General features: G+C 66.9%; 24 protein-coding genes and 2 tRNA genes. 21 read left to right on the top strand and 5 right to left on the bottom strand.

Features of this window, described 5'->3' with window-relative positions; all coding sequences use genetic code 11:
- The first annotated feature begins 39 nt into the window (after positions 1-39).
- From B0684_RS02320 to iscR, 14 genes are all read left to right on the top strand, one after another.
- Positions 40-1,065, top strand: coding sequence for an aspartate-semialdehyde dehydrogenase (locus B0684_RS02320; protein WP_018145859.1), 1,026 nt, complete (start codon positions 40-42; stop codon positions 1,063-1,065).
- A 109-nt stretch (positions 1,066-1,174) separates the two neighbouring features.
- The gene (locus B0684_RS02315; protein ID WP_018650240.1) at positions 1,175-3,652 is read left to right on the top strand and encodes a FimV/HubP family polar landmark protein; all 2,478 of its coding nucleotides are present in this window, start codon (positions 1,175-1,177) and stop codon (positions 3,650-3,652) included.
- 197 nt (positions 3,653-3,849) lie between these two features.
- Complete coding sequence (locus B0684_RS02310; RefSeq protein ID WP_018145857.1) at positions 3,850-4,512, top strand: hypothetical protein; 663 nt, start codon at positions 3,850-3,852, stop codon at positions 4,510-4,512.
- A gap of 11 nt (positions 4,513-4,523) precedes the next feature.
- Positions 4,524-5,375, top strand: a complete 852-nt coding sequence (gene truA, locus B0684_RS02305; protein ID WP_018650239.1) for a tRNA pseudouridine(38-40) synthase TruA — start codon at positions 4,524-4,526, stop codon at positions 5,373-5,375.
- A gap of 71 nt (positions 5,376-5,446) precedes the next feature.
- Positions 5,447-6,088, top strand: coding sequence for a phosphoribosylanthranilate isomerase (locus B0684_RS02300; RefSeq protein WP_018650238.1), 642 nt, complete (start codon positions 5,447-5,449; stop codon positions 6,086-6,088).
- A complete protein-coding gene (trpB, locus tag B0684_RS02295) occupies positions 6,075-7,283 on the top strand; it encodes a tryptophan synthase subunit beta (protein WP_018650237.1) in 1,209 nt (402 codons plus the stop codon). The genes B0684_RS02300 and trpB overlap by 14 nt, the downstream gene beginning before the upstream one ends.
- The gene (gene trpA, locus B0684_RS02290; RefSeq protein ID WP_018650236.1) at positions 7,280-8,113 is read left to right on the top strand and encodes a tryptophan synthase subunit alpha; all 834 of its coding nucleotides are present in this window, start codon (positions 7,280-7,282) and stop codon (positions 8,111-8,113) included. The genes trpB and trpA overlap by 4 nt, the downstream gene beginning before the upstream one ends.
- Before the next feature lie 36 nt (positions 8,114-8,149).
- On the top strand, positions 8,150-9,127 hold the full coding sequence (gene accD / locus B0684_RS02285) for an acetyl-CoA carboxylase, carboxyltransferase subunit beta (protein WP_018650235.1): 978 nt from the start codon (positions 8,150-8,152) through the stop codon (positions 9,125-9,127).
- Positions 9,128-9,135: 8 nt separating this feature from the next.
- Positions 9,136-10,473, top strand: a complete 1,338-nt coding sequence (locus tag B0684_RS02280) for a bifunctional folylpolyglutamate synthase/dihydrofolate synthase (RefSeq protein ID WP_018650234.1) — start codon at positions 9,136-9,138, stop codon at positions 10,471-10,473.
- 110 nt (positions 10,474-10,583) lie between these two features.
- A complete protein-coding gene (locus B0684_RS02275; protein WP_018650233.1) occupies positions 10,584-11,183 on the top strand; it encodes an SPOR domain-containing protein in 600 nt (199 codons plus the stop codon).
- A gap of 82 nt (positions 11,184-11,265) precedes the next feature.
- On the top strand, positions 11,266-11,817 hold the full coding sequence (locus B0684_RS02270) for a CvpA family protein (RefSeq protein ID WP_018169615.1): 552 nt from the start codon (positions 11,266-11,268) through the stop codon (positions 11,815-11,817).
- Positions 11,818-11,912: 95 nt separating this feature from the next.
- Positions 11,913-13,421 carry an amidophosphoribosyltransferase gene (gene purF / locus B0684_RS02265; protein ID WP_018169616.1) on the top strand — a complete coding sequence of 503 codons (1,509 nt, stop codon included), beginning with the start codon at positions 11,913-11,915 and terminating at the stop codon, positions 13,419-13,421.
- 13 nt (positions 13,422-13,434) lie between these two features.
- Positions 13,435-14,022 carry a L,D-transpeptidase gene (locus B0684_RS02260; protein WP_018176894.1) on the top strand — a complete coding sequence of 196 codons (588 nt, stop codon included), beginning with the start codon at positions 13,435-13,437 and terminating at the stop codon, positions 14,020-14,022.
- A gap of 363 nt (positions 14,023-14,385) precedes the next feature.
- Positions 14,386-14,865 carry a Fe-S cluster assembly transcriptional regulator IscR gene (gene iscR, locus B0684_RS02255; RefSeq protein ID WP_018145846.1) on the top strand — a complete coding sequence of 160 codons (480 nt, stop codon included), beginning with the start codon at positions 14,386-14,388 and terminating at the stop codon, positions 14,863-14,865.
- A 114-nt stretch (positions 14,866-14,979) separates the two neighbouring features.
- On the opposite strand, the gene B0684_RS02250 is transcribed toward iscR, so the two are convergent.
- Genes B0684_RS02250 through B0684_RS02240 form a run of 3 tightly spaced genes read right to left on the bottom strand, consistent with a single transcriptional unit; the run spans position 14,980 to position 18,973 of the window.
- Entirely contained in the window at positions 14,980-16,986 is a 2,007-nt protein-coding gene (locus B0684_RS02250; RefSeq protein WP_018650232.1) for a transglutaminaseTgpA domain-containing protein, read from the bottom strand.
- A 44-nt stretch (positions 16,987-17,030) separates the two neighbouring features.
- Complete coding sequence (locus B0684_RS02245) at positions 17,031-18,053, bottom strand: DUF58 domain-containing protein (RefSeq protein WP_077276946.1); 1,023 nt, start codon at positions 18,051-18,053, stop codon at positions 17,031-17,033.
- A complete protein-coding gene (locus B0684_RS02240; protein WP_077276945.1) occupies positions 18,035-18,973 on the bottom strand; it encodes an AAA family ATPase in 939 nt (312 codons plus the stop codon). Before B0684_RS02240 ends, B0684_RS02245 begins: the two co-directional genes overlap by 19 nt.
- 124 nt (positions 18,974-19,097) lie before the next feature.
- Between B0684_RS02240 and B0684_RS02235 the strand changes: the two genes are divergently transcribed.
- The 7 genes from B0684_RS02235 to B0684_RS02205 all read left to right on the top strand — a co-directional run bounded on the left by B0684_RS02235 (position 19,098) and on the right by B0684_RS02205 (position 24,378).
- Positions 19,098-20,246 carry an MlaE family lipid ABC transporter permease subunit gene (locus B0684_RS02235; RefSeq protein ID WP_018650229.1) on the top strand — a complete coding sequence of 383 codons (1,149 nt, stop codon included), beginning with the start codon at positions 19,098-19,100 and terminating at the stop codon, positions 20,244-20,246.
- Between the two features lie 3 nt (positions 20,247-20,249).
- On the top strand, positions 20,250-21,053 hold the full coding sequence (locus tag B0684_RS02230) for an ABC transporter ATP-binding protein (RefSeq protein WP_026331566.1): 804 nt from the start codon (positions 20,250-20,252) through the stop codon (positions 21,051-21,053).
- Positions 21,050-22,063 carry an MlaD family protein gene (locus B0684_RS02225; RefSeq protein ID WP_018650227.1) on the top strand — a complete coding sequence of 338 codons (1,014 nt, stop codon included), beginning with the start codon at positions 21,050-21,052 and terminating at the stop codon, positions 22,061-22,063. The genes B0684_RS02230 and B0684_RS02225 overlap by 4 nt, the downstream gene beginning before the upstream one ends.
- Positions 22,064-22,067: 4 nt before the next feature.
- A complete protein-coding gene (locus B0684_RS02220) occupies positions 22,068-22,739 on the top strand; it encodes a PqiC family protein (protein ID WP_026305966.1) in 672 nt (223 codons plus the stop codon).
- On the top strand, positions 22,736-23,245 hold the full coding sequence (locus tag B0684_RS02215; protein ID WP_018650226.1) for a glutathione peroxidase: 510 nt from the start codon (positions 22,736-22,738) through the stop codon (positions 23,243-23,245). The genes B0684_RS02220 and B0684_RS02215 overlap by 4 nt, the downstream gene beginning before the upstream one ends.
- Positions 23,235-23,729, top strand: a complete 495-nt coding sequence (tadA, locus tag B0684_RS02210) for a tRNA adenosine(34) deaminase TadA (RefSeq protein ID WP_018650225.1) — start codon at positions 23,235-23,237, stop codon at positions 23,727-23,729. Before B0684_RS02215 ends, tadA begins: the two co-directional genes overlap by 11 nt.
- An 85-nt stretch (positions 23,730-23,814) precedes the next feature.
- Positions 23,815-24,378 carry an RDD family protein gene (locus tag B0684_RS02205; RefSeq protein WP_018650224.1) on the top strand — a complete coding sequence of 188 codons (564 nt, stop codon included), beginning with the start codon at positions 23,815-23,817 and terminating at the stop codon, positions 24,376-24,378.
- Positions 24,379-24,429: 51 nt separating this feature from the next.
- Here B0684_RS02205 and B0684_RS02200 read toward each other — a convergent pair.
- Positions 24,430-24,505: transfer RNA gene (locus tag B0684_RS02200), tRNA-Thr, on the bottom strand.
- Positions 24,506-24,573: 68 nt separating this feature from the next.
- A tRNA-Leu gene (locus B0684_RS02195) sits at positions 24,574-24,660 on the bottom strand.
- Between the last annotated feature and the right edge of the window lie 8 nt (positions 24,661-24,668).

Here is a 24,668-nt window from a genome sequence, read left to right as displayed (position 1 = left end):
TCAAAGCGTTAACGATTAAAGTTCAACCGGGAATTAACGATGAGTGACCGCAAATTTGACGTGGCCGTGGTCGGGGCAACGGGCGCCGTTGGCGAGGCCCTGCTGTCCATCCTGGCCGAGCGCGACCTGCCGATCGGGCGCGTGCATGCCCTGGCCAGCTCGCGGTCGGTGGGCAAGACGGTGGACTACGGCCGGCGCGAGTTGGAGGTCGAGGACCTGGCGACTTTTGATTTTTCCACGGTGCAGATCGGGCTGTTCTCGCCGGGCGCCTCGGTGTCCGCGGAATATGCGCCCAAGGCGGCGGCGGCCGGCTGCGTCGTGATCGACAATACCTCCCAGTTCCGCTACGACCCGGAGATCCCGCTCGTGATTCCGGAGGTGAACCCGGACGCGGTGGGCGATTACACGAAACACGGGATTATCGCGAACCCGAATTGCTCCACCATTCAGATGCTGGTGGCGCTGAAGCCGCTGCACGATGCGGTCGGCATCGAACGGATTAACGTGGCAACCTACCAGGCCGTGTCCGGTACCGGCAAGGAGGCGATCGAGGAGCTGGCGCACCAGACGGCGGCGTTGCTGAATGGCCGTCCGGTGGAGTGCAACGTGTATCCCAAGCAGATCGCGTTCAATGCCCTGCCGCACATCGACGTCTTCCAGGACAATGGCTACACCAAGGAAGAGATGAAGATGGTCTGGGAGACCCGGAAGATCATGGGCGACGAGTCCATCCTGGTGAACCCGACCGCGGTGCGCATTCCGGTGTTCTACGGGCATTCCGAGGCCCTGCATATCGAGACGCGCGAGAAGATCAGTGCGGAGAAGGCGCGCGAAATCCTCTCCGGCGCACCGGGGATCACGGTGCTGGACAAGCACGAGGACGGGGGCTATCCGACTGCGGTGACCGAGGGTTCCGGCAAGGATGCGGTGTTCGTCGGCCGCATCCGCGAGGACATTTCCCACCCCCGCGGACTGAACCTGTGGGTGGTCTCGGACAACGTGCGCAAGGGGGCCGCGTTGAACACGATTCAGATCGCGGAGGTTTTGATCCGCGATTACCTGTGATTTAATCCGGGAAAACGCCGGGGACACTACCCGGTACATCCGTGGCCAGGGGGTCATCGGCCGTGTCGGCCGAGGCAGTACGGCCACGTGGCATTTTCAGGGGGAATTCGTGCGCAAGTTTTTGGTTGGGTTTTTGTTCTTGCTGCTGGTGGCCCCGGCGTCCTCGAGTTCCGTGGGCTTCGGCGAAATCAATCTTCAATCCTTCCTGAATCAGCCCTTGCGGGCGGAGATTCCCTTGCGGGGAGCGGCAGCTGCCGGCGATTCCCTGCGAATTCGCCAGGCTTCCGAGGATGCATACCGCCGCGCCGGTCTGAACCGTGGCGGTGTTCCGGGGGACCTGAACATCCAGGTCGAGGGTGACCGCATCATCCTGACCACACGCCGGCCGGTGCGCGAGCCCTATGTGGGCATGCTGCTGGAGGCGCGCTGGGATGGCGGGCGCGCCATGCGCGAGGTCTCGTTGTTGCTGGATCCGCCCGGCACGATGCCTTCCGGAACTTCTGCGCCGGCCGTGAGCGGGGACCCCGGCGCAGCGCCGCGTGCGACCCGCGAAGGCGAAACCATCCGGGTGCGTAGTGGCGACACCCTCTACGCGGTCGTGCGCCGCAGCGGTGTCTCGGGATACAGCGACGAGCAGGCCATGCTCGCGTTCCTCGACGCCAATCCGCAGGCCTTCATGGGTAACAACATCAATTCGCTGCGCGCGGACGCGGAATTGCGTACGCCGTCCCGCGAACAGTTGGACGCGCGCAGTACCGCCGAAGCGCGGGCCGAGGTTGCCGATCAGACGCGCTCCTGGCAGGAATCCACTCGCGCGGCTCGCGAAGAACCGGAGCCGGCTCCGGCCGCGGCTGAGGAGGGTGTCGAGGGCGAGGCGCTCGCCGAGGACGAAGAATCGGCTGTTACGGAGGACGCTGCCGCGGCGGTTGCGGACGACGAATCCGCAGTGGCCGAATCGGACTCGGCCGTGACCGAGGACGAAACGGCGGTGGGCGACGAGGCCGCGACCGAGGCGGTGGCGCCCGAGGATCGCCTGGAGATCGTCGCCGATCTGCTGCCGGAAGATGCCGAAGCCGGGGCAACCCAGGGGGGTTCCGAGGAGCTGCTGCAGGAAGCCCTGCTGTCCCAGCGCGCCGAAATGGACGGAATGCGCGACGAGCTCTCCGAATTGCGCGAGGAGCTTGGCGAGCGTGGGCGTCTGGCCGAGATCTCCAGCGAGAACATGGCTGGGCTCGAGGAACAGCTGAGCCAGCTGCGCGCCGAGCGCGAACAGCTGCGCACCCGTCTGGATCGTGCGGATGCTGAACGCAATGCCCCGCTGCACGAACGCATCATGAATGACCCGTTGCTGCTGATGATGGCGATTGCGCTGGTCATTCTGCTGCTGCTGGTGTTGCTGGCTTTTGCCCGCGGCGGCCGCCGCGAGGTGATGGTCGACGATCACGGTTCCGGCCTGAAGCCGCGTGCGGACAACAGCAAGGTGCAGGCGACCGGCTTCGATGCCCGCAGTTACGAGACCGGGGAGATGGGTTCGCCAGATCGCTCGACGACCCGTGCCGCCGCTGCCACCGTGGTTGGCACGGCCGCGGCGGCGGGTGGCGCGGAACGCGATGATGGGCAACAGGAAGACGCTTCCCATCTGTCGGCCGATTCGGGGGAAGAGGTTGGCGAGGTCGTGGTCGCCAGCACCAGTCAGAAGGGAGGCGAGGCGACAGATGACGTACTGGCAGAGGTGGATGTCTGCCTGGCGTACGGCATGAACGATCAGGCGGTCGAGACGCTCAATGCGGCGATCGAGCGCGATCCGGATAACAAGCAGTACCGCCTGAAATTGGTCGAGGCACATCTCGCGCTTGAGGACGAGGAGAGCGCAAGGCAGGCGGCCGGTGCGCTGCGCGGTCGGCTGGATGCGGGTGATACGGCTACGCGTGATCGCCTGTCCGATCTGGAATCCCGGATTGGGGAGGGGGCCGGTCTTGGCGCCACTGCAGCTGGTGGCGCGATGGCCGGCGATCTCGGTGATGTGCCTTCTGCGGAAGGAAGCCGCGCGACGGAATCCGACAGCAATGAGATCGATTTCTCGGGTCTGGAGCTTCCCGAGACCGACGAGGCGGCGGAAAGCCTGGGGAGCGAGCCGGTTGCGGATGATCAGGGCCTGTCGTTCGACCTCGACGAGAATCTGGAAGCGGATCTGGCGAACGCCGCGGAAGGTAATGTTTCCAGCGCGGATGCTGATGGGGACTTGAACAATCTTGCGTTCGACATCGACGAGAACGAGCTTCCGGAGACAGATTCCACCGCGAGTGGCGGGGAACAGGCGGAGCCGGAAGCTGGCCTGGATCTGGACGAGAACCTGCTTGGCCCGGGTGGTTCCGATGCGCCTGTTGCCGGTCAGGATGAAACCGACGATGGTTCCGCAGGAGCGGACGCGGACGAGAACGTCACGCGTCTGAGTCTGGCCCAGGCCTATGCCGACATGGGAGATCAGGAAGGTGCCCAGGAATTGATCGACGAGGTCCTGACCTCGGGCACCGATGATCAGAAACGCGAGGCCGAGGGGATCCGCGAGCAGATTCAGGGCTCGTGACCGTCGGGAAGTCGGAGTTCCGGACCGGATGTTCCCGGTTCGGTCTCGGCTGACCCCCGGAATGTGCAGACCGGCCCCGCCCGGGGGCAAAACCCCGGGCGGGGCCTTTTTTGTGGTTCATTAATCGCTGCGAGGGCGGTTCACGCTTGGTTCAGACCTCCGAATTGCCGCCAGAATCGGTACCGCACCCGCCGGGCGTGGTGTGGGCGGTGTGGGCGTTTCTGGGGGTGCTGGCTGCTTCTGCTGCGCTGGTATCGGCCGAGCCACGGGTACTCGTGGTGATGGCCGTGCTCGTGGGCGGGCTGGCGTGGCCCGGCGGGTTTGCCTGGGGCCGTGCCGGTCGCTTGATCCTGCGCATGAAGTGGTTCTACCTCTCCCTGCTGATCTTCTATGGCCTATGGCCGATGGAGGGTGGCGATCTTGCCGCTGGGCTCCAGGAGGCCGGGACTCGTATCCTCGCCCTGGTCCTGGTGCTGCTGCTGGTGGTCTGGCTTACCGAGCGGTTTTCAAGGCCTGTGCTCGTACGCAGTCTCGGTTTGGTGCTGGGCGGACCTTGGCAGGTGTTCGGTGCCTGGGGCGAGCGTTTCGCCCGGCGACTGTTTCTCGCCCTGATGTATTTCGAGGGGGATCGAGCGGCGATCAAGGCGCGCCGGGAGGCGCTTGGGGGGGCGAGAAAGGCTCGGCTGGAAGCGGTGCGCGAGTGGCTGGTGCAGCGTCTGGATCAGGCCCTTTCCGGACCGAGCGGGGCGGAGGACGGCCCGGCCGACCTTGGGACGGAGAATCGGGCAGTGCCCCGCTGGGCAGTCATCGGCTTGTGGTTCGGGGTGCTGGCGGCCTGGCTCACTTGGTGGTTTTTTTGAGGAGCGGACATTTGAGTGAGGCGCACGCACAACCGGGCTTCAACGATGCGGGTGAGCTGGTACAACGCTGGGCGCTGGGGGTCGAATATGACGGGCGTGGGTTGTTGGGCTGGCAGCGCCAGAAGGACGGTCCCAGCGTGCAGCAGCAGTTGGAGGCGGCACTGGGGTTTGTGGCGAATCATCCGGTCGCGTTGAGTTGTGCGGGGCGCACCGATGCGGGAGTCCATGCCACGGCGCAGGTGGTGCATTTCGATACTCCGGCGCAGCGCGAGCCGCGTGCATGGATCCTGGGCGCCAACAGTCGCCTGCCTGACGCGATTGCCGTGACCTGGGCGCAACCGGTTCCGGGGGCGTTTCACGCCCGGTTCGGCGCATTTGGCAGACGGTATCGCTACGTCATTGCGAATCGAGCAGTGCGTCCGGCACTGGAGGCCGGACGAGTGTCCTGGTGGCGGCGTCCGCTGGATGCGGAGCGCATGCATCGCGCGGGTCAGACCTTTGTCGGCGAACATGACTTCAGCAGCCTGCGGGCGGCGGCTTGCCAGGCGAAATCGCCGGTGCGGCGCGTGCATTCGTTGTCGGTGATCCGGCGCGGGGCCCTTGTGATCCTGGACATCCACGCGAATGCCTTTCTGCATCACATGGTGCGCAACATCGCCGGCGTGCTGTTGGCGGTAGGGGATGGGCGCGCCGATCCCGGCTGGCCGGCGGAGGTTCTGGCGGCGCGTGATCGGCGCGCGTCGGGGATCACCGCGCCGGCCGGCGGGCTCTATTTCGTGCATGTGGATTATCCGGTGGAGTTCGAGCTGCCGATCACCGCGGGGCCGGTCCTCGATGGCGTCCCGGGGAATGCGCCGGGGTGATTGCGGGAAAGCCGGATCGCGTGCCGGGTTCTGGTAGGCTTTGCGACCGGACAGAGGAGGCCGGCGGGCGCATGCGTTATCGGGTGAAGATCTGCGGAGTGACGAGCCCGGAACAGGCACGCGCCGCGGCGGCGGCCGGGGCCGATGCCATCGGGCTGGTGTTTCATGCAGCGAGTCGGCGGGCGGTTGAGCCGGCGCAGGCCGCGGCCATCGCGGCCGCGCTGCCGCCGTTCGTGACCACGGTGGGTCTGTTCGTGGACCCGGATCCGTCACGAGTCGAAACGGTGTTGCAGACGGTAGGGCTGGATTGCCTGCAGTTTCACGGGCACGAGACGGCGCCGTTTTGCGCGCGCTTCGGGCGGCCTTATCTGAAGGCCATCGCCATGGGCGAGGGGCAGGATCCGCGCCCGGCGATGGAGCAGCACCCGGATGCCCAGGGGTTTCTCCTGGATAGCCATGGTGGGGGGCGCAGCGGCGGGTCGGGGCACCGCTTCGACTGGCAGCGCGTCCCCGATGCCCTGGAACGGCCCTGGCTGCTGGCCGGGGGGCTGGATACGGACTCGGTGCGCGCTGCGCTGGAACACCTGCGCCCGTACGGGGTCGATGTGAGTTCCGGGGTGGAATCCGCGCCCGGAATCAAGGATGCACGACGCATGCGGGCCTTCGTGCAGGCGGTGCGTCAATGCGAGGTGGAGACTGATGAACAAGATTGACTGGGCGGCTTTCCCGGATGCCCGTGGGCATTTCGGGCCGTATGGCGGGCGCTTCGTGTCCGAGACCCTGATGGGGGCGCTGGACGAGCTGCAGGCGGTATACGAGCAGTACATGCAGGATCCCGACTTCCTGGCGGAGCTGGATCATGACCTGAAGCAGTTCGTTGGGCGGCCCAACCCGCTCTATCACGCCGAGCGCATGTCGCGGGAACTGGGTGGGGCGCAGGTCTACCTCAAGCGCGAGGACCTGAATCACACCGGCGCGCACAAGGTAAACAACACGATCGGCCAGGCCCTGCTGGCCAAGCGCCTGGGCAAGAAGCGAATCATCGCCGAGACCGGTGCCGGACAGCACGGCGTTGCGACGGCCACCGTGGCCGCGCGGCTGGGGCTGGAATGCGTGGTCTACATGGGCGAAGAGGACACCCGGCGCCAGACACAGAACGTCTATCGCATGCGTCTTTTGGGTGCCGAGGTGGTGGCGGTGAAATCCGGGACCCGCACCCTGAAGGACGCGTTGAACGAGGCGATGCGCGACTGGGTGACCAACGTCGACGACACCTTCTACATCATTGGCACCGTGGCAGGGCCGCACCCGTATCCGGCGATGGTCCGGGACTTCCAGGCGGTGATCGGCCGCGAGGCGCGCGAGCAGCACCTGGCGATGACCGGCCGCCTGCCGGATACCCTGGTGGCTTGCGTCGGCGGGGGGTCCAACGCGATCGGCCTGTTCCATGCGTTCCTCGGTGACGAGTCGGTGGCGATGATCGGGGTCGAGGCCGGGGGCGACGGGGTCGAGACCGGGCGCCACTCCGCACCACTGTGCGCCGGACAGCCGGGCGTTCTGCACGGCAACCGGACGTACCTGATGGAAGACGAGAACGGCCAGATCATCGGCACGCACTCGGTCTCGGCGGGCCTGGACTACCCGGGCGTCGGGCCGGAGCATGCGTGGCTGAAGGACATCGGCCGGGTGAACTACGTGTCGGTAACGGATGACCAGGCGCTGGCCGGCTTCCACCGCATGACCCGCACCGAGGGCATCATCCCGGCGCTGGAGACCAGTCATGCGATTGCCCATGTGCTGGACCTGGCCCCGCAGATGCGTCCCGATCAAAGCATCATCATCAATCTGTCCGGGCGCGGCGACAAGGACCTGAACACCGTGGCCGAACGCGAGGGGATTACGCTATGAGCCGCATCGAGCAGCGTTTTGCCGAACTGCGCGAACAGAATCGCGCGGCGTTGATCCCGTACGTGACGGCGGGCGACCCGGAGCCGGGGGCCACCGTACCCCTGATGCACGCACTGGTGGAGGCCGGGGCCGACCTGATCGAGCTGGGCGTCCCGTTTTCCGACCCGATGGCCGATGGCCCGGTGATCCAGAAGGCCTGTGAGCGGGCCCTGCGTTTTGGCACCGGGTTGCGCGACGTGCTGGCGATGGTGGCGGAGTTCCGCAAGACCGACACCACTACGCCGGTGGTCCTGATGGGCTACCTGAATCCGGTGGAGCGCATGGGGTACGAGACCTTTGCCCAGACCGCGAAGGCGGCCGGGCTGGATGGGTTGCTGACGGTGGACCTGCCGCCGGAGGAGAGCGAGGACGTGGTGGGGCTGCTGGAGCAGGCCGGCATCGATCCCATCTTCCTGATCGCGCCCACGACCTCGGAGGCGCGTATCGATCATGTGGCCCGGGCGGCGCGCGGCTTCGTTTACTACGTATCGCTGAAGGGCGTGACCGGTTCGCAGACCCTGGATACCTCGGCACTGGCCGCGCGCCTGGAAGGTCTGCGTCGCCACACCGGGCTGCCGTTGGGCGTGGGCTTCGGCATTCGCGATGCCGAGACCGCGGGGAGGGTGGCGCAGGTGGCCGATGCCGTGGTGGTGGGCAGCGCGATCGTGCGCCTGGCCGAGGAGCACGACGGAGATGCCGACGGCTTCGCCCGTGCGGCGGCGGCGGTGGTCAGTGAGATGCGTCATGCCATGGATGCGGCGCGCTCCCCGGGCGCGGCAGCCACGGTGTAGAATGCGCGGCGCCGATTCGAATTACGGGGAGACGGCATGAGCTGGTTCGAGAAGTTGATGCCTTCGCGCATCCGCACCGACAATGCGACCAAGCGGGGGGTCCCGGAGGGCCTGTGGGTCCGTTGCGAGGGCTGTGACGCGACGCTTTATCGCCCCGAGGTGGAACGCAACCTCGATGTCTGCCCGAAATGCAGTCATCACCGCCGCATGAGCGCACGCCGGCGCCTGGAGACCTTCCTGGACGCCGAGGGCCGCGAGGAGATCGCGGCGGATATCGAATCCTCCGATGTCCTGAAATTCCGCGATTCCAAGAAGTACAAGGATCGCCTGGTGGCGGCCCAGCGGGCCACCGGCGAGCGCGATGCCCTGATCGTGATGCAGGGCCAGCTTCTGGGGCGCCCCTTGGTGGCGTCTGCCTTCGACTTCCGCTTCATGGGCGGTTCCATGGGCTCCGCGGTGGGCGAGCGCTTCGTGCGCGGCGCCAACCGGTCGCTGGAACAGGGCATCCCGCTGGTGTGCTTCAGTGCCTCCGGTGGTGCGCGCATGCAGGAGGCGTTGTTCTCGCTGTTGCAGATGGCCAAGACCAGCGCGGTGCTGGCGCGCATGCAGGAAGAACGCCTCCCGTTCATCTCGGTGATGACCGATCCGACCATGGGGGGTGTGTCCGCGAGCCTGGCCATGCTGGGTGATCTGAACGTGGCCGAGCCGAATGCCCTGATTGGCTTTGCCGGGCCCCGCGTGATCCAGCAGACCGTGCGCGAGACCCTTCCCGAGGGCTTCCAGCGTTCGGAGTTTCTGCTCGAGCATGGCGCGATCGACATGATCGTCGATCGCCGTGACATGCGCAGCCGTCTGGCTGCGGTGCTGGGCATGCTGACCCACGCCCCGGCGCCGGGCGCCGACCCAACCGCAGATGAGGCGGAGGGTGAGGGTGAGGGTGAGGGGTCCGTCGAGGTTATCAGTCCCGAAAACGGGGCGGAGGGCGAGCGCGTCGACGCGCCGCGCCCCGCCTGAGGCAGTCGGTGCGCTTCACGACCCTGGCGCAGTGGCTCGCCTTCCAGGAGCAACTGCATCCCGTGGGAATGGATCTGACCCTGGAGCGCATTGCCCTGGTGGCCGACCGCCTGGGGCTGCGTGGGGCCGGCAGACCGCCCACCGTGATCGTGGCCGGGACCAACGGCAAGGGGACGGTGGCGACGCGCACCGCGGCCCTGCTGCAGGCGCAGGGGCTGAAGGTCGGGCTGTTCACCTCGCCGCACCTGCTGCGCTACAACGAACGCATCCGCATCGACGGCGAGCCCGTCTCCGATGCCGCCCTGTGCTGTGCCTTCGAGGCGATCGACCAGGCTCGCGGCGAGGATTCCCTGACCTATTTCGAATTCGGTGCACTGGCCGCGGTCTGGCTGTTCCGCGAGCAGGGAGTCGCGGTACAGGTGCTGGAGGTGGGGCTGGGCGGGCGCCTGGACGCCGTCAACATCTGGGATGCCGACGTTGCTGCGATCACCGCGGTGGACCTCGATCATCAGACCTGGCTGGGCGACAGTCGCGAGGCGATCGGCCGCGAGAAGGCCGGTATCATGCGCCCCAATCGCCCGGTAGTGCTGGGCGAGCCCGAACCGCCGGCCAGCGTGCTGGAGCATGCCGCACAACTGGGGGCGCAGGGCCTGCGCAGTGGGCGTGATTTCGCCCTGACGCGCGACGCGACGACGCTACGATGGCAGTGGCAGGGGACGGCGCGCGAATGGCGGGTCGAGGGCGCAGCCGCCCGGATTGATGGTGCGGCGCTCCTGAACACGGCTACGGCCCTCGCTGTGGTCGAATCACTGGGACTGGCCCGGGGGCTCGACGATGGTGTCGTCAGTCGGGCCCTGGCGATCTCTGCGCCGGGGCGTCTGCAGCGGCTACACGGCGACCCGGAATGGCTGCTGGATGTTGCCCACAACGTGCATGCGGTCAACGAACTCGCGCGCTGGCTGGAGGCGCATCCCGCCCCGGGCGCGGTGGTGGCCCTGGTCGCCGTCATGGCGGACAAGGAGCGGGCCGCCATGTGGAGTCGTCTGGATGGCCTCGTCGATGCCTGGGTGCCGGTCCCGCTGGACCTGCCGCGGGCATTGCCCGCCGCGGCGCTGGCCACCGAGTTGGAGGCGAGCGGACAACGCCGGGTGTCCCGCGTGGATGACGTCGCGGCGGCCCTCGCAGAAGCAACGCGTTGCGCCGGACCTTGCGGCCGGGTGGTGGTGTTCGGTTCGTTCTACACCGTGGCGGCGGTACTGGAGCAGTCGCAGGACCTGGCCGAGCTGGCACTGTCCGGGCAGGCCGAGGCGCTTGGTGCTGCGGGCGAGGTTGTGCATGCCCTTTGAGCGTCAGGAGCGTCATGCCCGACGGCTTGCGACGCCGGCGCGAGCGAGCGTACTGTCACAGGCGTGTAGTGTTTCCTTAACTGGCCCTGGCGCCGCCCTCGGATGACCGCATGACCAGCAGCGACAATCCCATCCGCTTTCGCCTGGTTGGCGCGGTCATCCTGATCGTGCTGGCGGTCATCTTTTTGCCCTGGTTGTTCGACGGGGCAGGTTACGAGTACATGAGCGGGATCGATGACCCGGTGCCCGCGGCGCCCACCTTTGCCGAGCCCGATATCTCCCTGCCATCGGAGCGCCCGGCTGCACGTCGGGACACGGCACCCGCCGCGCCGGCGGCGGAACGCGACGGGCCGGTTGCCGAGTTGCACAGCCTGGAGAATGGCGAGGGCGCGCGGGCGGCCGCTGGGGAGCAGGGAGGTTCCGCGGCCCGCCAGGATGCGCCGGTGCGCTCGGTCGAGCCAGACGAGCCGGTGCAGGCCGGGTGGGCGGTGCAGGTCGGGAGCTTCCGCGGCGAGGACAACGCGCGCGAGCAGGCGGCCCGCTTGCGCGACACGGGCTGGCCGGCCTTCATCGATGACTCCATGGCCGATGGCCGCCCGATTTACCGGGTGAAGGTCGGTCCGCTGGCGCAGCGCGAGGAGGCCGTGAAGCTGGGCGAACGGCTGCAGGACGAGCTGGAGTTGTCCGGTATCGTGGTGGCACACCCCTGATGGCCATGACGACCGGGGCACCCTGCGAGGAACCGATGGCTGGGGTAAACTACGCGCCCTTTCAGCACGCGATGCCGGCCCCGTGAACTGGATCGACCTCATCATCATCGCCCTGATCGTTGTGTCAGGGCTGATCAGCCTTTTCCGTGGCTTCGTGCGCGAGTCCTTTTCGCTCGCCACGTGGATCGTGGGCGTGTGGCTGGGTATCCGCTATGCGGCCGAGGTGGCGGAACAAATCCCCCAGGCGGTTTCGGATGCCACCCTGCGCCTGGGCATTGGCTTCGCCCTGATCTTTATTGGCGTCCTGATTGTGGGCGGCATCCTCGGAGTAGTGGCCAACCGCCTGGTGAAGGGAACCGGGCTGACCGGTACCGACCGCTCGCTGGGCGTGATCTTCGGGCTGCTGCGCGGCGTGCTGCTGGTGGCGGTACTGATCTTCCTTGCCTCGCTGACCTTGATGCCGGACGAGTCCTGGTGGGAAAACAGCCGCCTGATCCCGGAGTTCGAGCGCCTGGTGGATTGGCTGATTGCCCAATTGCCGGAAGGCTGGCAGGAACAGATCCATGATCTGCTGGCGAGTGACGAGCCGGTCGAAGAAGTAATCCCCGACGCCGACGAGCCGGCGACACCCTAGAAGCGAGCTGCAAACGGCATTTGCAGCGCAACGTGTGCTGACAGGCCGTGAACGGCTTTGGTCAGCGTTTGCAAAACCCTGGAGCCTGAAACCGTATGTGTGGAGTTGTCGGAATCGTCGGGCGCAGCCCGGTGAACCAGCCCCTTTATGACGCCCTCCTGGTGCTGCAGCACCGGGGGCAGGATGCCGCGGGCATTGTGACCTGTGACGATGACGGCCGGCTGCATCTGCGCAAGGACAACGGTCTGGTGCGCGATGTGTTCAACAACCAGCACATGCAGAGCCTGACGGGCCATATGGGTATCGGCCACGTGCGCTACCCGACGGCCGGTTCGTCGAGCTCGGCCGAGGCGCAGCCGTTCTACGTGAACTCGCCATTCGGGATTACGCTGGGGCACAACGGCAACCTGACCAACGCGCGCGAGCTCAAGCAGGCGCTGTACGCCACGGATCGCCGGCACATCAATACCGATTCGGACTCCGAGATCCTCCTGAACGTCTTCGCCCAGGAGCTGCTGCGCTTCCTCGACAACGGGCTGACGCCGGATTCCGTGTTCGATGCGGTCGAGCGCGTGCATCAGCGGGCCGAAGGCGCCTACGCGGTGGTCGCGATGATCGCAGGGGGCGGTTTGCTGGCGTTCCGCGATCCGCACGGCATTCGACCCATTGTTTATGGCTCGCGCGAGGCCGAAGAGGGCGGGCGCGAATGGATGGTCGCCTCGGAAAGTGCCGCGCTGGAGTCCCAGGGCTTTGATCTGGAGCGGGACCTGGCGCCGGGCGAGGCGGTGTTTATCACGCCGGACGGCGAGGTCAGCACGCGCGTGTGTGCCGAGGGGACTCGCCTGAACCCGTGCATCTTCGAGCACGTCTACTTCGCGCGCCCGGACTCGGTGATCGACAACGTGTTCGTCCACCGCGCCCGCATGCGCATGGGGACCGCGCTGGGCGAAAAGATCCGGCGCATCTGGCCGGATCACGACATCGACGTGATCGTGCCGATCCCCGACACCGGCCGTACCGTAGCGCTGGAGATGGCGCACGAGCTGAACATCAAGTACCGCGAGGGGTTCATCAAGAACCGCTACATCGGGCGTACGTTCATCATGCCGGGCCAGACCAAGCGGCGAAAATCCGTGCGCCAGAAGCTCAACGCGATCTCACTGGAGTTCCGTGGCAAGAACGTGATGCTGGTGGACGACTCCATCGTGCGCGGCACGACCTCGCGCGAGATCGTGATGATGGCGCGCGAGGCCGGGGCGAAGAAGGTCTATTTCGCCTCGGCCGCGCCGCCGGTGCGCTATCCCAACGTGTACGGTATCGACATGCCGGCCGCCGACGAGCTGATTGCCCACGGTCGGGACGAGGCCCAGGTGTGCGAGGCGATTGCCGCCGACCGCCTGATCTACCAGGACCTTGAAGACCTGCAAAAGGCCGTGCGTCGCGGCAACCGGAACATTCAGGAGTTCGACTGCTCGGTCTTCACCGGGGAGTACGTGACTGGACTGCCTCCGGACTACCTGGAACACCTCGCAGCGCTGCGCGGCGACGGGCTGGTGAACACGCCGGTCGCCGGCGAGGTGCTGGATCTGGCCAACAAGAAGTAGACGCGAGGTGCTCTTGCCCAGTCTCCAATGGATCGAACCCGTCGTCCGGGATGCCCGCGAACGAGCCCCCAATGCGGATGATGTCCCGGTGGTGGTGGTCCGGGTGGATCAGCAGCGGCTGTACGTCTGGGAGGCCGGGCGGGTGACGGAGATCTTCGATGTATCGACCTCGGCGCGCGGGGTGGGTTTCGAGGAGGGCACCTTCAAGACACCGCTGGGCCTGCATCGGATTGCCGAGCGCTTCGGTGACAGCGCGCCGCGGGGCACGATCTTCCGTGCCCGTGGCAACACCGGCCAGATCGCGGAAATCCTGACCGAGCCGGGCGCGCAAAGCCCGCGCGACAACATCACCTCGCGGATCCTCTGGCTGGAAGGGCTGGAGCCGGGCATCAATCGGGGCGGCAATGTGGATTCGCTGCGCCGGTACATCTACATCCACGGGACCGACGAGGAGGGACGCATTGGCGAACCGGCCTCGGAGGGCTGTGTGCGCATGCGCAACGATGAAGTGATCGAGCTGTTCCCGCGCCTGCCGGTCGGGACGCTGGTGATGATCCTCGAGGGTCCGGCCGTGCCGGAGCTCAGTCGGCCGTCCGGCTGACAAGCCAAGTGCCCGGACGGGCACGTCCGTCATCTCCGGTACCCATCGGAAAAGCGCGTCTCCGCTCGGGCATATCGTCTCTTCGTCCTTCCTCCCCCCCTGCCTTCTGCCAAGGCTGGCCCGTTGCCGATTCGCTCTTGTGCCGGGGAACTCCGTTGCATGGAACGGTTCTGAATACCTACGTTAGCATTCCGTGATCTTTGTTCATTCGCCTGCTAGAATGAGGGAATTATTCCCGACTACCATTGTCAGGTAAGTAAGGAATTATTCCTGACAGGCGCTGTCAAGAATTAAGAATGGATGCCAGCCTGCGAACGGATGTCGAGCAGGACACATACTCAAGGTTATTCGGAGGCAACAAGCATGAAACTCTCAACCAAGGGCCGCTATGCAGTGACGGCCATGATGGATCTGGCGATTCACGACCGGATCGGTCCCGTGACGCTTGCCGACATCTCGCAGTGCCAGGGCATTTCGCTGTCCTACCTCGAGCAGCTGTTTGCCAAGCTGCGCAAGGCCGATCTGGTGGAAGGCGTGCGGGGCCCGGGTGGCGGTTATCGCCTGGCCAAGCGTGCGGACCAGATCAGCATTGCCAACATCATTACGGCGGTCGATGAATCAGTCGACGTGACGCGCTGCAAGGGCCACAAGGACTGCCAGGACGGCGATCGCTGCCTGACGCACGAGCTGTGGGACGACCTGAGCCAGCAGCTCTACGACTTCCTCGACGGGATTACCCTGGCGCAGTTTGCCAACCGTCCCGAGGTGCAGAAGGTCGCGCGGCGTCAGGACGAGCGGCGCGGTGCGCGGCACCACTTCATCTTCCGTAACGACGCGGCATAAGGCGTCACGCGGGACGATTCGCTCACGCGGATCGTGGACAGGAAACGGGGCCGTCCGGGTCAGACAGACCGGACGGCCCCGAGTCGTTTGGGGCGCCGGAAACACGGGCGCGCACTACGCCTGGACGGGGTCCGGTCCGGGCGCGGGCGGCTTCCCGCGCGGTACCGCGTACAGCAGGCTGCGCAGGTGACGCAAATCCTCCCGGCGTTGTTCGGGCGTCAACGGGGCGAAACGCTGGCGGTTGTAGGTCTCTGCGAAGGCCTTCAAGGATTCCCTCAGATCCGGGCGCGCCCGTGCGACGCGGCGGGACCAGGCATCCACAGGCTCGTGGGCCTGGCGCTCCAGGCGGCGGTCGTGGCGCGCGATGCGGCGCGATAGTTGTTGCAGTACGCGATCGGCGGGCGCGTGCCGCTGGCGCGGCCGGCGCAGCCCTACCCAGGTCAGGGCGATCAGCGCCAGGCAGCCGAACCCAACCCCCAGCGCGATCAGGACCGAGCGCCAGTCCTGCGAATCCAGCCCGAGGCGAGCGAACAGCTCGCGCTGGCGTTCGGGGTCGAAGGCCAGCACCCAACTCTCCCAGCGAAAGCGTACGAAGTCGCCCCAGTCGTCCATCCCGAAGCGCGCCCGCTGCAGCCAGGAGAGCCCCTCCCCGCGGCGGAGAAAGCCGGGTATCTCCTCGCCGGTGTCGCTGGCCAGCCCGGGCAGCCCCTGTTCGATGCGTTCGGGTGCGATGGCGGCGGTGGGGTCGACCCGGATCCAGCCTTCGCCATCCAGCCAGACCTCGTTCCAGGCGTGGGCATCGGCGTTGCGCAGGCGCAGGTATTCGCCACGAGCCTGCCATGCTCCGCCCTGGTAGCCGGTGACGACGCGGGTCGGGATATCGGCCGCGCGCATCAGGACTGCAAACGCGGAGGCATAGTGCTCGCAGTAGCCGGCCTGGGTCTCGAACAGGAAGGTGTCGGTGGTATCGTCTTCGAGTCGTGGAGGCTGGAGGGTGTAGCGGTATGGCTCGGAGCTGAACCGTTGCAGGGCCGCCTGGATGATGGCGCGATCGTCGTCTCCGTGGGTGGCGCGCCACAGGGCGACCTCGGCCCGCGACCGGGGCGCGGCGGAAGGCGGCAGGTGCAATGCGCGGGTGCGCTCCTGTGGATCCAGTGTGGGTTCGCCCGCTCCGGGTGGGGTGGTCAGGGCGGCCTCGGCGCTGTACTGGATGCGGCTGGTCACGGGGCGATCGCGTAGGACCTGGTAGTTTGCGCGCAGCTCGGCGTCCTCGGGCAGGGCACTTGGGTAATCCAGCATCGGCAGATAGCGCGCCCGCGTGGGCTCCAGGGTGGCGGTGTAGCGGATGAGGTTGTCGGTGTCGGCGGCCGTGGGCTGGATCACCGAGCGATTCTCGTCCGCGGACCAGCGCCGGCCATCGAAGTCCGTCATGACCAGGGCGCGCCAGTATTGCGCCCGCAGGGGCGGCACCTGGCGGTCGAATTCGACCCGCAGCGCGGTCGATTCGTCCTGCAGCAGGTTGGCGATATCGCCGGGATTGAGCTCGCCGGACAACCCGGTGCGCGCGGTCTGCTCGCGTTGTGGGTCGCCCCACAGCGGACCCTCGACGCGCGGGAAGACGAAGAACAGGATCAGCATGAAGGGCAGGGCATGCAGCAGCATGGCGCCCGCCTGCCGCGCGAGGCGCGGGCGGGGGATCACGCGTCCGGCATGCACCTGGATCAGTGCGGCGGTGAGCAGCCAGGTGGCCAGGAGCGAATAGGCCGCGATCAGGATGGATTGGTCGAAGAAATAGGTGGTGACCACCACGAAGTAGCCGAGGAACAGTGCGATCACGATGTCGCGGCGGTTGCGGGTCTCCAGCAACTTGAAGGCGATCATCACCAGCAACAGCGCGGTGCCGGCCTCCTGGCCGAATACGGTGCCGAACTGCGCGAAGGTCAGGCCACCGGCGATCACGGCCAGCACGCTCATCACGCCCAGCGAAGGGGCGGGGCGGCCCGTGCCCAGCAGCCACGCCCGCGCGGCGATGGCGAGCACGACCAGCGCGGTGATCCACGGTGGCTGATGCCAGACGTGTGGCAGGGCGGCGACCGGCAGGGCGACCAGGGCCAGCTCCAATCCGCGCAGATTCGTGTGGTCTGCAGGCCTGGCGGTCTTGTCTCTCATGGGCCCGGCTCCGGGTTCATTTCGACCGGGGTGCTGCGGAACCGCGCAAGGGCATGCAGGCAGTGATCGCGGTGAATCACTCCCTGGGCCGGCTCCAGGGCCTGGTCGGGCAGGCGCAGGCCGAAGACGCGGCCCTCGGCATGGGCCGCGAGTACCTGATGGCACAGCATGGACAGGCGGGTCTCGGTATCGGAGGCGGGCATGGCCCCCCATTCCAGCCACAGGCGATCACCCTGGCCGCTGGCGAATTCACGGACATGCAGCTTGCCGCTGCGGGCGAAGGCCTTCCAGACGATGCGACCGGGTGGATCGCCCGCGCGGTAGGGGCGGATCTGATCGGGCGCATCGCCCTCGCGCCGGTCGTGCGCCCCTGCGGCTTCTTCGCCATCGTCCCCGGTGGTGTGTCCCGGATCGATCGGCGCCGGGTAGACCACGATCTCCGGCGCCAGGGTCAGCCAGCTCCAGACCTCCAGGATGCCCAGCGGGTAGCGTGTGTCCAGCCGCTGGCGTGGCAGGCGGTAAACGCCGCGTGCGAGTCCGGGCAGTTCCAGCTTTGCGGTATGGGTCCCCTGTGCCGGGACCGGGAAAGGGGCGCTGGAGTGCGTCCCGATGCGCAGGACCAGGGCCTCGCGGGCCCGTCCAGCGGTCTCGCTCAGGCGTAGCGGGAGGGTCAGCGGTTGACCGGCAAATACCGCAGGGACGGGCAGGGTGGAGACCTGCAGACCCAGCAGGTTGCGATGGGTGTACCACATGGCGTTATGGCCGATGCCCACCAGCAGGAAGGTCAGCAGGAACGCCATGTTGTTGGAGTAGTTGATCGACCCCAGGAGCATCACCAGGATGATGCCGAATAGGGTGTACCCGGCACGCGTGGGCAGGATGTAGATGCGGTCGCGCCCGAGGTGCGCCTGGTCGCCATCGTGTGCGTGGCGCCGGGTGATCCAGCGGATGGCATCGTCGCGCAGGCGGGCCATGCGGCCGCGCGAGCGAGCGGGGCCGGTCATGGAGTCGGGACGCATTCCATCAGGCGCGCGACCGTGCGTTCGGGGGCCTCCGGCTCGCGTGCGCGCACCCGATGCCCGGCAACGGCTGGCAATACGTGGGCGATATCGTCGGGTGTCGTGTAGTCACGGCCCTCCAGGAAGGCGTGGGCCCGGGCCGCCCGCAGTAGCCCCAGCCCGGCACGCGGTGACAGGCCGTGGGCGAAGCGCGCTCGGTCGCGGCTGGCACTGATCAGGCCCTGGAGATAGTCGAGGACCTCAGCGCCGGCGTGGACTTCGGCCCCCCGGTCCTGCCACTCCCGCAACTGGTGCGGGGCCACCAGACTGGGCGGGGCGGGGTGGCTCTCCGCCACCGGTGCGGCCGCGGGGGCGGGACCGCTGCGTTCCAGCAGGGCCCGTTCGGCACCGGCGTCCGGGTAGCCAAGCTGGATGCGCATCAGGAACCGGTCGAGCTGGGATTCCGGCAGCGGGTGAGTGCCAACCTGCTCCTCCGGATTCTGGGTGGCGATGACGAAAAACGGCACCGGCAATTCGCGGGTGGCACCCTCCACGCTGGCCTGGCGCTCTTCCATTGCTTCCAGCAGGGCACTCTGCGTTTTCGGGGGCGCGCGGTTGATCTCGTCGGCGAGCAGGACCTGGGTGAAGATCGGCCCGGGATGGAAGCGGAACTGGCCGCTGGCCTGCTCGAAGATGGAGACGCCGAGGACATCGCCGGGCAGCAGGTCACTGGTGAACTGCACGCGCTGGTACTCGAGGTTCATCGCCCGGGCCAGGGCGTGGGCCAGGGTGGTCTTGCCCACCCCGGGCACGTCCTCGATCAGCAGGTGCCCATTGGCCAGCAGGCAGGCCAGCGCCAGGCGCACCGGCTCGGGTTTGCCAAGGAGGACCTCGTTCAGTGCGTGTTCTACCTGTTGCAGGGCGTCCTTGGCCGATGACATTCGAGCCTCGTTGTTGGTTGCGGCGGATGGATTGGCAGTCTGCCTTGAAGAGTTCTTCACCGGCGAATGGTTCCAGGTGCCAGGATGCGGCTACCATGAAGGCTCGTTCTCCGCGAGTCACGCGATGGATTCCACGGCCGCCAGTGCGGAACCCCCGTTCGAATATGATGCCACAGTCGATCCCGCACCCCGGCTGCGCCTGTCGGGGCGGCTGGACGTGCATGCCGTGGAGCAACACTGGGGCCCGCTGCGGCGCCGCGCCCGCGATCTGGGGCAGCAGGCGGCGGGTGCGGTGCTGGTTGACCTGCGGGGCGTCGAGTACTGCGACGGGGCGGGGGCGGCGTTGCTGCATGCGCTGGAGCAAGACTTCGCGCGCGCAGACGCCGAGGTCCAGTTCGAGGGTATGAGCCGCATGGTCGAGGAGCAGCTTGCCCCCTATCGGGAGCTGGATGCGGTCGAGCCGGCTCGGGCTGCGGACGGGCGCGGTTGGTGGCAGGGGTGGATGGACGGCGTGGACCGGGTGGGGCGTGCGGCGCACTCGCAGTTCAGCTTTGTCGGCGAGCTGACCCAGGCCGTCGGCAGTGCCCTGCGCCACCCGCGTCAGGTGCGTTGGGGCGATACCCTGCGGGTGGCGGAGGCGGCGGGCTTCCAGGCCCTGCCAATCGTCTCGCTGATTGCCTTCCTGCTGGGCGTGATCCTGGCGTTCCAGTCGGCGATCGCGATGCGCCAGTTCGGGGGCGAGATCTTCGTCGCCAACCTGGTGGCGGTCTCGCTGTTCCGAGAACTGGGGCCGTTGATGATGGCGATCCTGCTGGCGGGCCGCTCGGGGGCCGCCTTCGCGGCCGAGATCGGCACGATGAAGGTGAACGAAGAGGTCAACGCCCTGAAGACAATGGGGCTGGATCCGGTGCGTTTTCTTGTGTTGCCGAAGGTGCTCGCGGGGTTGCTGGTTGCGCCGTTGCTGGCCCTGTACGCGAACATGATCGGGCTGATCGGCGCTGCGGTGGTGATGCAGGGCTTCGGCATCCCCTGGGTGGCGTTCTTCAATCAGGTGACGTCCGCGCTGTCACTTTCGGACCTGTTTTCCGGGCTGGTCAAGGCGGTGGTGTTCGGCCTGGTGGTCGCCACGGTCGGCTGCCTGCGCGGATTGCAGACTGGCAGCGGGGCCGCCTCGGTGGGGCTTTCGACCACCAGCGCGGTGGTCACGTCCATCATCCTCATCGTGGTGCTGGATGGCGTCTTCGCCGTGCTGTTCTACCACCTGGGGGTCTGAGGGATGACAGGTGTGGCCGCGACGAACCCGGATAACGCGCAAGGTGAAGTGGTCATCCGTGTTCGCGGGCTGACCATGGGCTTCGACGACCTCGTCCTGATGCGCAATCTGAACTTCGAGGTGCGCCGGGGCGAGATATTCGTGATTCTCGGTGGCTCCGGTAGTGGCAAGAGTACGCTGCTCCAGCACATGATCGGGCTTTACCGGCCTCAGGCCGGCCATATCTGGGTCGCCGGTGCGGATATCACCGAGGCGGAGGGCGCGCAGCGCGAGGCGATCCTGCGCCGGGTCGGGGTGATGTACCAGATGGGGGCGCTGTTCGGGTCAATGACGCTGCTGGAGAACGCGCGCCTGCCACTGGAGGTGCACACCGATCTCCCGCGCGAGGCGATGGATGCGGTCGCGCGCGCCCGTCTGCAATTGGTGGGGCTGGGGGCGTTCGCCGATTTCATGCCCTCGGAGATCAGCGGCGGCATGCAGAAACGCGCGGCCATCGCCCGCGCCATGGTGCTGGACCCGGAGGTCCTGTTCCTGGACGAGCCCTCTGCGGGCCTCGACCCGATCACCTCGGCGGACCTGGATCGGCTGATCCAGCGCCTGGCCCGGACCCTGGGCATGACCATCGTGATCGTGAGTCACGAACTGGCCAGTATTTTTGCGATTGCCGACCGGGTGATTATGCTCGACAAGGAGAGTAAGGGGATTGCCGCCGAGGGCGACCCGGCCACCCTGCGTGACACATCAGATCATCCGTGGGTGCAGCGCTTCCTGCGGCGGACGGATTCCGACCAAGAGAGGTCCGCATGAGTGCCCGACATCATTTCCGACTGGGGTTGTTCATCCTCGGCGGGCTGGCGGCCCTGGTGGCGGCGTTGCTGATCCTGACGGCGGGCAATCTGCTGCGCCCGTCCATCCAGATCGAGACCTACATGGATTCCTCGATCCAGGGCCTGGAGATCGGGGCGCCGGTCAAGTTTCGCGGCGTGAACATCGGCGAGGTGACCGACCTGACCTTTACCTCGGTGGTCTACGAATCCGATGTGCGCCCGCGTGATCGCCGGCGCTACGTGATGGTGCGGGCGCGGCTGTACCCGGACCGCTTTGCCGCCAGTGCGCGGGAAGGCGAGTTCGAGACCCGTATTCTCGAGAATCTGGTCGAGGCCGGGCTGCGCGTGCGCATGGCGGCACAGGGAATCACCGGCATGAGCTACCTGGAGACGGATTTCTCCGAGCCGGGAACCCATCCGCCACTAGCCCATGACTGGGAGCCACACTCGATCTATGTGCCGTCTGCGCCCAGCACCGCAATGCAGTTCCTCGAATACGCGGAGAACCTGCTCAAGCGCATCGACGAGCTGGATATCGAGGGCGTCGTGGACAACCTGACCAACCTCTTGGTGACCGTGGATACCACGCTTAACGAACTGGATACCGGGCGCCTGGCGGAGCAGGCCGATGAAATGATCGACGAACTGAAGACCACGACCCGCACGGCGACCCGGGTGATGGAGTCGGTCGAGCGTCTGGTCGAGCATCCGGATACCCAGGCCCTGCCCCGCGAGACCCGCGCCGCGCTGCGCGAATTGCGCGAGACCGCCGAGGCGGCCGATGTCGGGCGCCTGGTGGACCGGATGGATGCCATGGTGGAGCGACTGGACCGGGGGATGGACGTCAGCGAGAGCAAGTTGCTGGAGACTCTGGACGAGCTGCAGGCTACGATCACCGGCTTGCGCAGCCTGTCGGACGATGTTCGCCGCAATCCCGGAGGTGCGCTGTTCGGTGCCCCGCCGCCGCGCAGTTCGATGGACGAGGAGTAAACCGATGACCCGATGGACCCTTCCCGCGCTTCTACTGATGGCCTGGACGCTGGGCGGCTGCACGCTGATTCCCGAGCGCGATGCAGTGGACCGCGCGTGGTTCCTGCTGGAACTCCCGGCCGATCCGGCCCCGCGAATGGCCGAGACGAGCGAACCGCTGGCCGTGGAGCTGGGGTCGGTGCGGGTGGCGCCGGCGTATGGCGGGAAGGGGCTGGTCTACCGACTGGGAGATCACCGCTACGAGTCGGACTACTACAACGAATGGTTCCTGGCGCCGGCGGAGCAGGTCGAGCAGCTGCTGCGGGAACGCTGGACGCGCCACGGGGCGGCCATCGAGCTGGTCGACAACGCCTCCGCTGCGCGCGCGCAGGGGCGTCCGGCCGTGCAATTGCACATCCTGGTGACGGCCCTGTATGGCGATCTCGATACCGCGAATCTGGAAGAGCTGGGCGAGGTGGGTCCCGATGACCCGGTGCGCGGGGTCGGTCGTGTAGGCCTGCGCACCCAGCTGCGCTTTGCCGAGCACGCCCGCCTGGCCCACATGGAGGCCGAGCGCAGCATCAACCGCCGTTCGGCCTCGCGCCTGGTGGCGGCGCTGTCGCAGGCGACCGCGGAGGTGCTGGCCGGGCTGGAAGACGAACTGCTCCGCGAGGCGGAACGGGCGGGCGACGAATGAACGATGTCTTTGACTTTGCCGCGCCGCTTCCGGACGGCGAAGAACAGCCACTGGCGGCCTGGCGCGGGGATGTCCTGCTGATCGTCAACGTGGCCAGCGAGTGCGGGTTCACGCCGCAGTACGAGGGCCTGCAGGCGCTGCAGGAGCGCTATGCCGAGCGTGGATTCCGGGTGCTGGGGTTTCCATGCAACCAGTTCGGCGGGCAGGAGCCCGGGGATGCCGACCAGATCCGCGCCTGCGGGCTGCGCTTCGGAGTGTCGTTCCCGGTGTTCGCCCGAATCGAGGTGAATGGGGATGCGGCGCATCCCCTGTACCGGCATCTGAAGGACCAGGCGCCCGGGGCGCTCGGCACCCGGGGCATCAAGTGGAACTTCACCAAGTTTCTGGTCGGGCGCGACGGCCGCGTGATCGACCGCTTCGCCCCGCAGAAAAAGCCGGCTGATCTGACCCGTGCGATCGAGGCGGCGCTGGACGAACCACACCCGAGCGCGGCGAATGGATCCTAGCGGCGCCGGCCCCGCGCCGGATCACGCAGGGGCCGATGACTACTGGATGGAGAAGGCCCTGGAACAGGCCGAACAAGCGGCACAGGTCGGCGAGGTCCCGGTGGGGGCGGTGCTGGTGGCCGCCGATGGCACATGCCTGGCGGCCAGCCACAACGCGCCGATCGGGCTGCACGACCCGACCGCGCACGCCGAAATCCGGGCGCTCCGGGCCGCCGGTGAGCGCCTGGAGAACTACCGGCTCCCGGGTGTGACGCTCTACGTGACCCTTGAACCCTGCAGCATGTGTGCCGGCGCGATGATCCACGCCCGGTTAGCGCGCGTGGTGTTCGGTGCCAGCGACCCCCGCACCGGGGCCGCCGGAGGCGCCCTGGAGTTGTTCGACCACCCTGCGCACAACCACCGGGTCGATGTGACAGGCGGAGTGCTCGGGGACGTGGCCGGAGAGCGACTGCGCCGTTTCTTCCGCGCACGGCGGGACAAGTGATGGCGCGCGCGTTTCAGGCGGATGCCAGACCAAGGAGAAGGCCTTCAGATGGGCCCGGGAACGGGCATGACACAAGGAGAGTGAGATGTTCTGTATGCAATGCGGACAGGAAGTCCACCAGGAAGCGCGGTTCTGTCACGGGTGCGGGACGGCGCTAAAGCCGCAGGCGTTGGGCGCCGAGTGTGAGGTTGCGACGCCCCGGGCTTTCGCCCAATACGCCGGTTTTTGGTATCGGGCGCTGGCGTTGTTGATCGACTGGGTGCTCGCCAATATCCTGGGGATGCTGGTCGTGCTGCCCCTGAGCTTTGTCCTGGGCATGACGATGGTGGGCCATGAACCCGAGGTGATTGCTGGCGCCGGGGCTTTGCTGGGGATCGTGATGGGGACGGCTGTGTTCTGGCTTTACTTCACGGTTTTCGAGTCGTCCGGCTGGCAGGCGACACCAGCCAAGCGGATGCTGGGCCTGCGAGTCACGGATGCGGATGGCCAGCGGATCGGCTTCGGGCGAGCCAACGCTCGCTATTGGTCCAAGATCCTCTCCGCCATGACCCTCTACATCGGTTTTTTGATGGTCGCGTTCACCGAACGCAAGCAAGGGCTGCACGACATGGTGGCATCCACTCTGGTAGTACGACCGGCCCGGCAATGAGGTGCGGATTGCGGGCGATCCGGCCGATGCCGGGGTGTTCCCCGAGAAAAATGGAGCCGGCGACAGGAGTCGAACCTGCGACCCTCTGATTACAAATCAGATGCTCTACCAACTGAGCTACACCGGCCTGGTGCCAGGGAAGCATCATTGGATGCTTCCCTGGGGTTTGGGCCTGGCGGCGGGCCCGAGAAAATTTGGTGCCGGGAGCGAGAATCGAACTCGCACTCTGTTGCCAGAACCGGATTTTGAATCCGGCGCGTCTACCAGTTCCGCCATCCCGGCTTGTGGGG

Origin of the sequence: Thioalkalivibrio versutus (assembly GCF_001999325.1) — a bacterium.
Lineage (GTDB): Bacteria > Pseudomonadota > Gammaproteobacteria > Ectothiorhodospirales > Ectothiorhodospiraceae > Thioalkalivibrio > Thioalkalivibrio versutus.
This window is presented reverse-complemented; position numbering and strand designations above follow the sequence as displayed.

Coding starts and splice junctions, on each gene's coding strand:
- B0684_RS02320 (WP_018145859.1), top strand. CDS start 40: ATGAGTGACCGCAAATTTGACGTGGCCGTGGTCGGGGCAACGGGCGCC.
- B0684_RS02300 (WP_018650238.1), top strand. CDS start 5,447: ATGCGTTATCGGGTGAAGATCTGCGGAGTGACGAGCCCGGAACAGGCA.
- trpB (WP_018650237.1), top strand. CDS start 6,075: ATGAACAAGATTGACTGGGCGGCTTTCCCGGATGCCCGTGGGCATTTC.
- trpA (WP_018650236.1), top strand. CDS start 7,280: ATGAGCCGCATCGAGCAGCGTTTTGCCGAACTGCGCGAACAGAATCGC.
- accD (WP_018650235.1), top strand. CDS start 8,150: ATGAGCTGGTTCGAGAAGTTGATGCCTTCGCGCATCCGCACCGACAAT.
- B0684_RS02275 (WP_018650233.1), top strand. CDS start 10,584: ATGACCAGCAGCGACAATCCCATCCGCTTTCGCCTGGTTGGCGCGGTC.
- purF (WP_018169616.1), top strand. CDS start 11,913: ATGTGTGGAGTTGTCGGAATCGTCGGGCGCAGCCCGGTGAACCAGCCC.
- iscR (WP_018145846.1), top strand. CDS start 14,386: ATGAAACTCTCAACCAAGGGCCGCTATGCAGTGACGGCCATGATGGAT.
- B0684_RS02245 (WP_077276946.1), bottom strand. CDS start 18,053: ATGCGTCCCGACTCCATGACCGGCCCCGCTCGCTCGCGCGGCCGCATG.
- B0684_RS02240 (WP_077276945.1), bottom strand. CDS start 18,973: ATGTCATCGGCCAAGGACGCCCTGCAACAGGTAGAACACGCACTGAAC.
- B0684_RS02235 (WP_018650229.1), top strand. CDS start 19,098: ATGGATTCCACGGCCGCCAGTGCGGAACCCCCGTTCGAATATGATGCC.
- B0684_RS02230 (WP_026331566.1), top strand. CDS start 20,250: ATGACAGGTGTGGCCGCGACGAACCCGGATAACGCGCAAGGTGAAGTG.
- B0684_RS02225 (WP_018650227.1), top strand. CDS start 21,050: ATGAGTGCCCGACATCATTTCCGACTGGGGTTGTTCATCCTCGGCGGG.
- B0684_RS02220 (WP_026305966.1), top strand. CDS start 22,068: ATGACCCGATGGACCCTTCCCGCGCTTCTACTGATGGCCTGGACGCTG.
- B0684_RS02215 (WP_018650226.1), top strand. CDS start 22,736: ATGAACGATGTCTTTGACTTTGCCGCGCCGCTTCCGGACGGCGAAGAA.
- tadA (WP_018650225.1), top strand. CDS start 23,235: ATGGATCCTAGCGGCGCCGGCCCCGCGCCGGATCACGCAGGGGCCGAT.
- B0684_RS02205 (WP_018650224.1), top strand. CDS start 23,815: ATGTTCTGTATGCAATGCGGACAGGAAGTCCACCAGGAAGCGCGGTTC.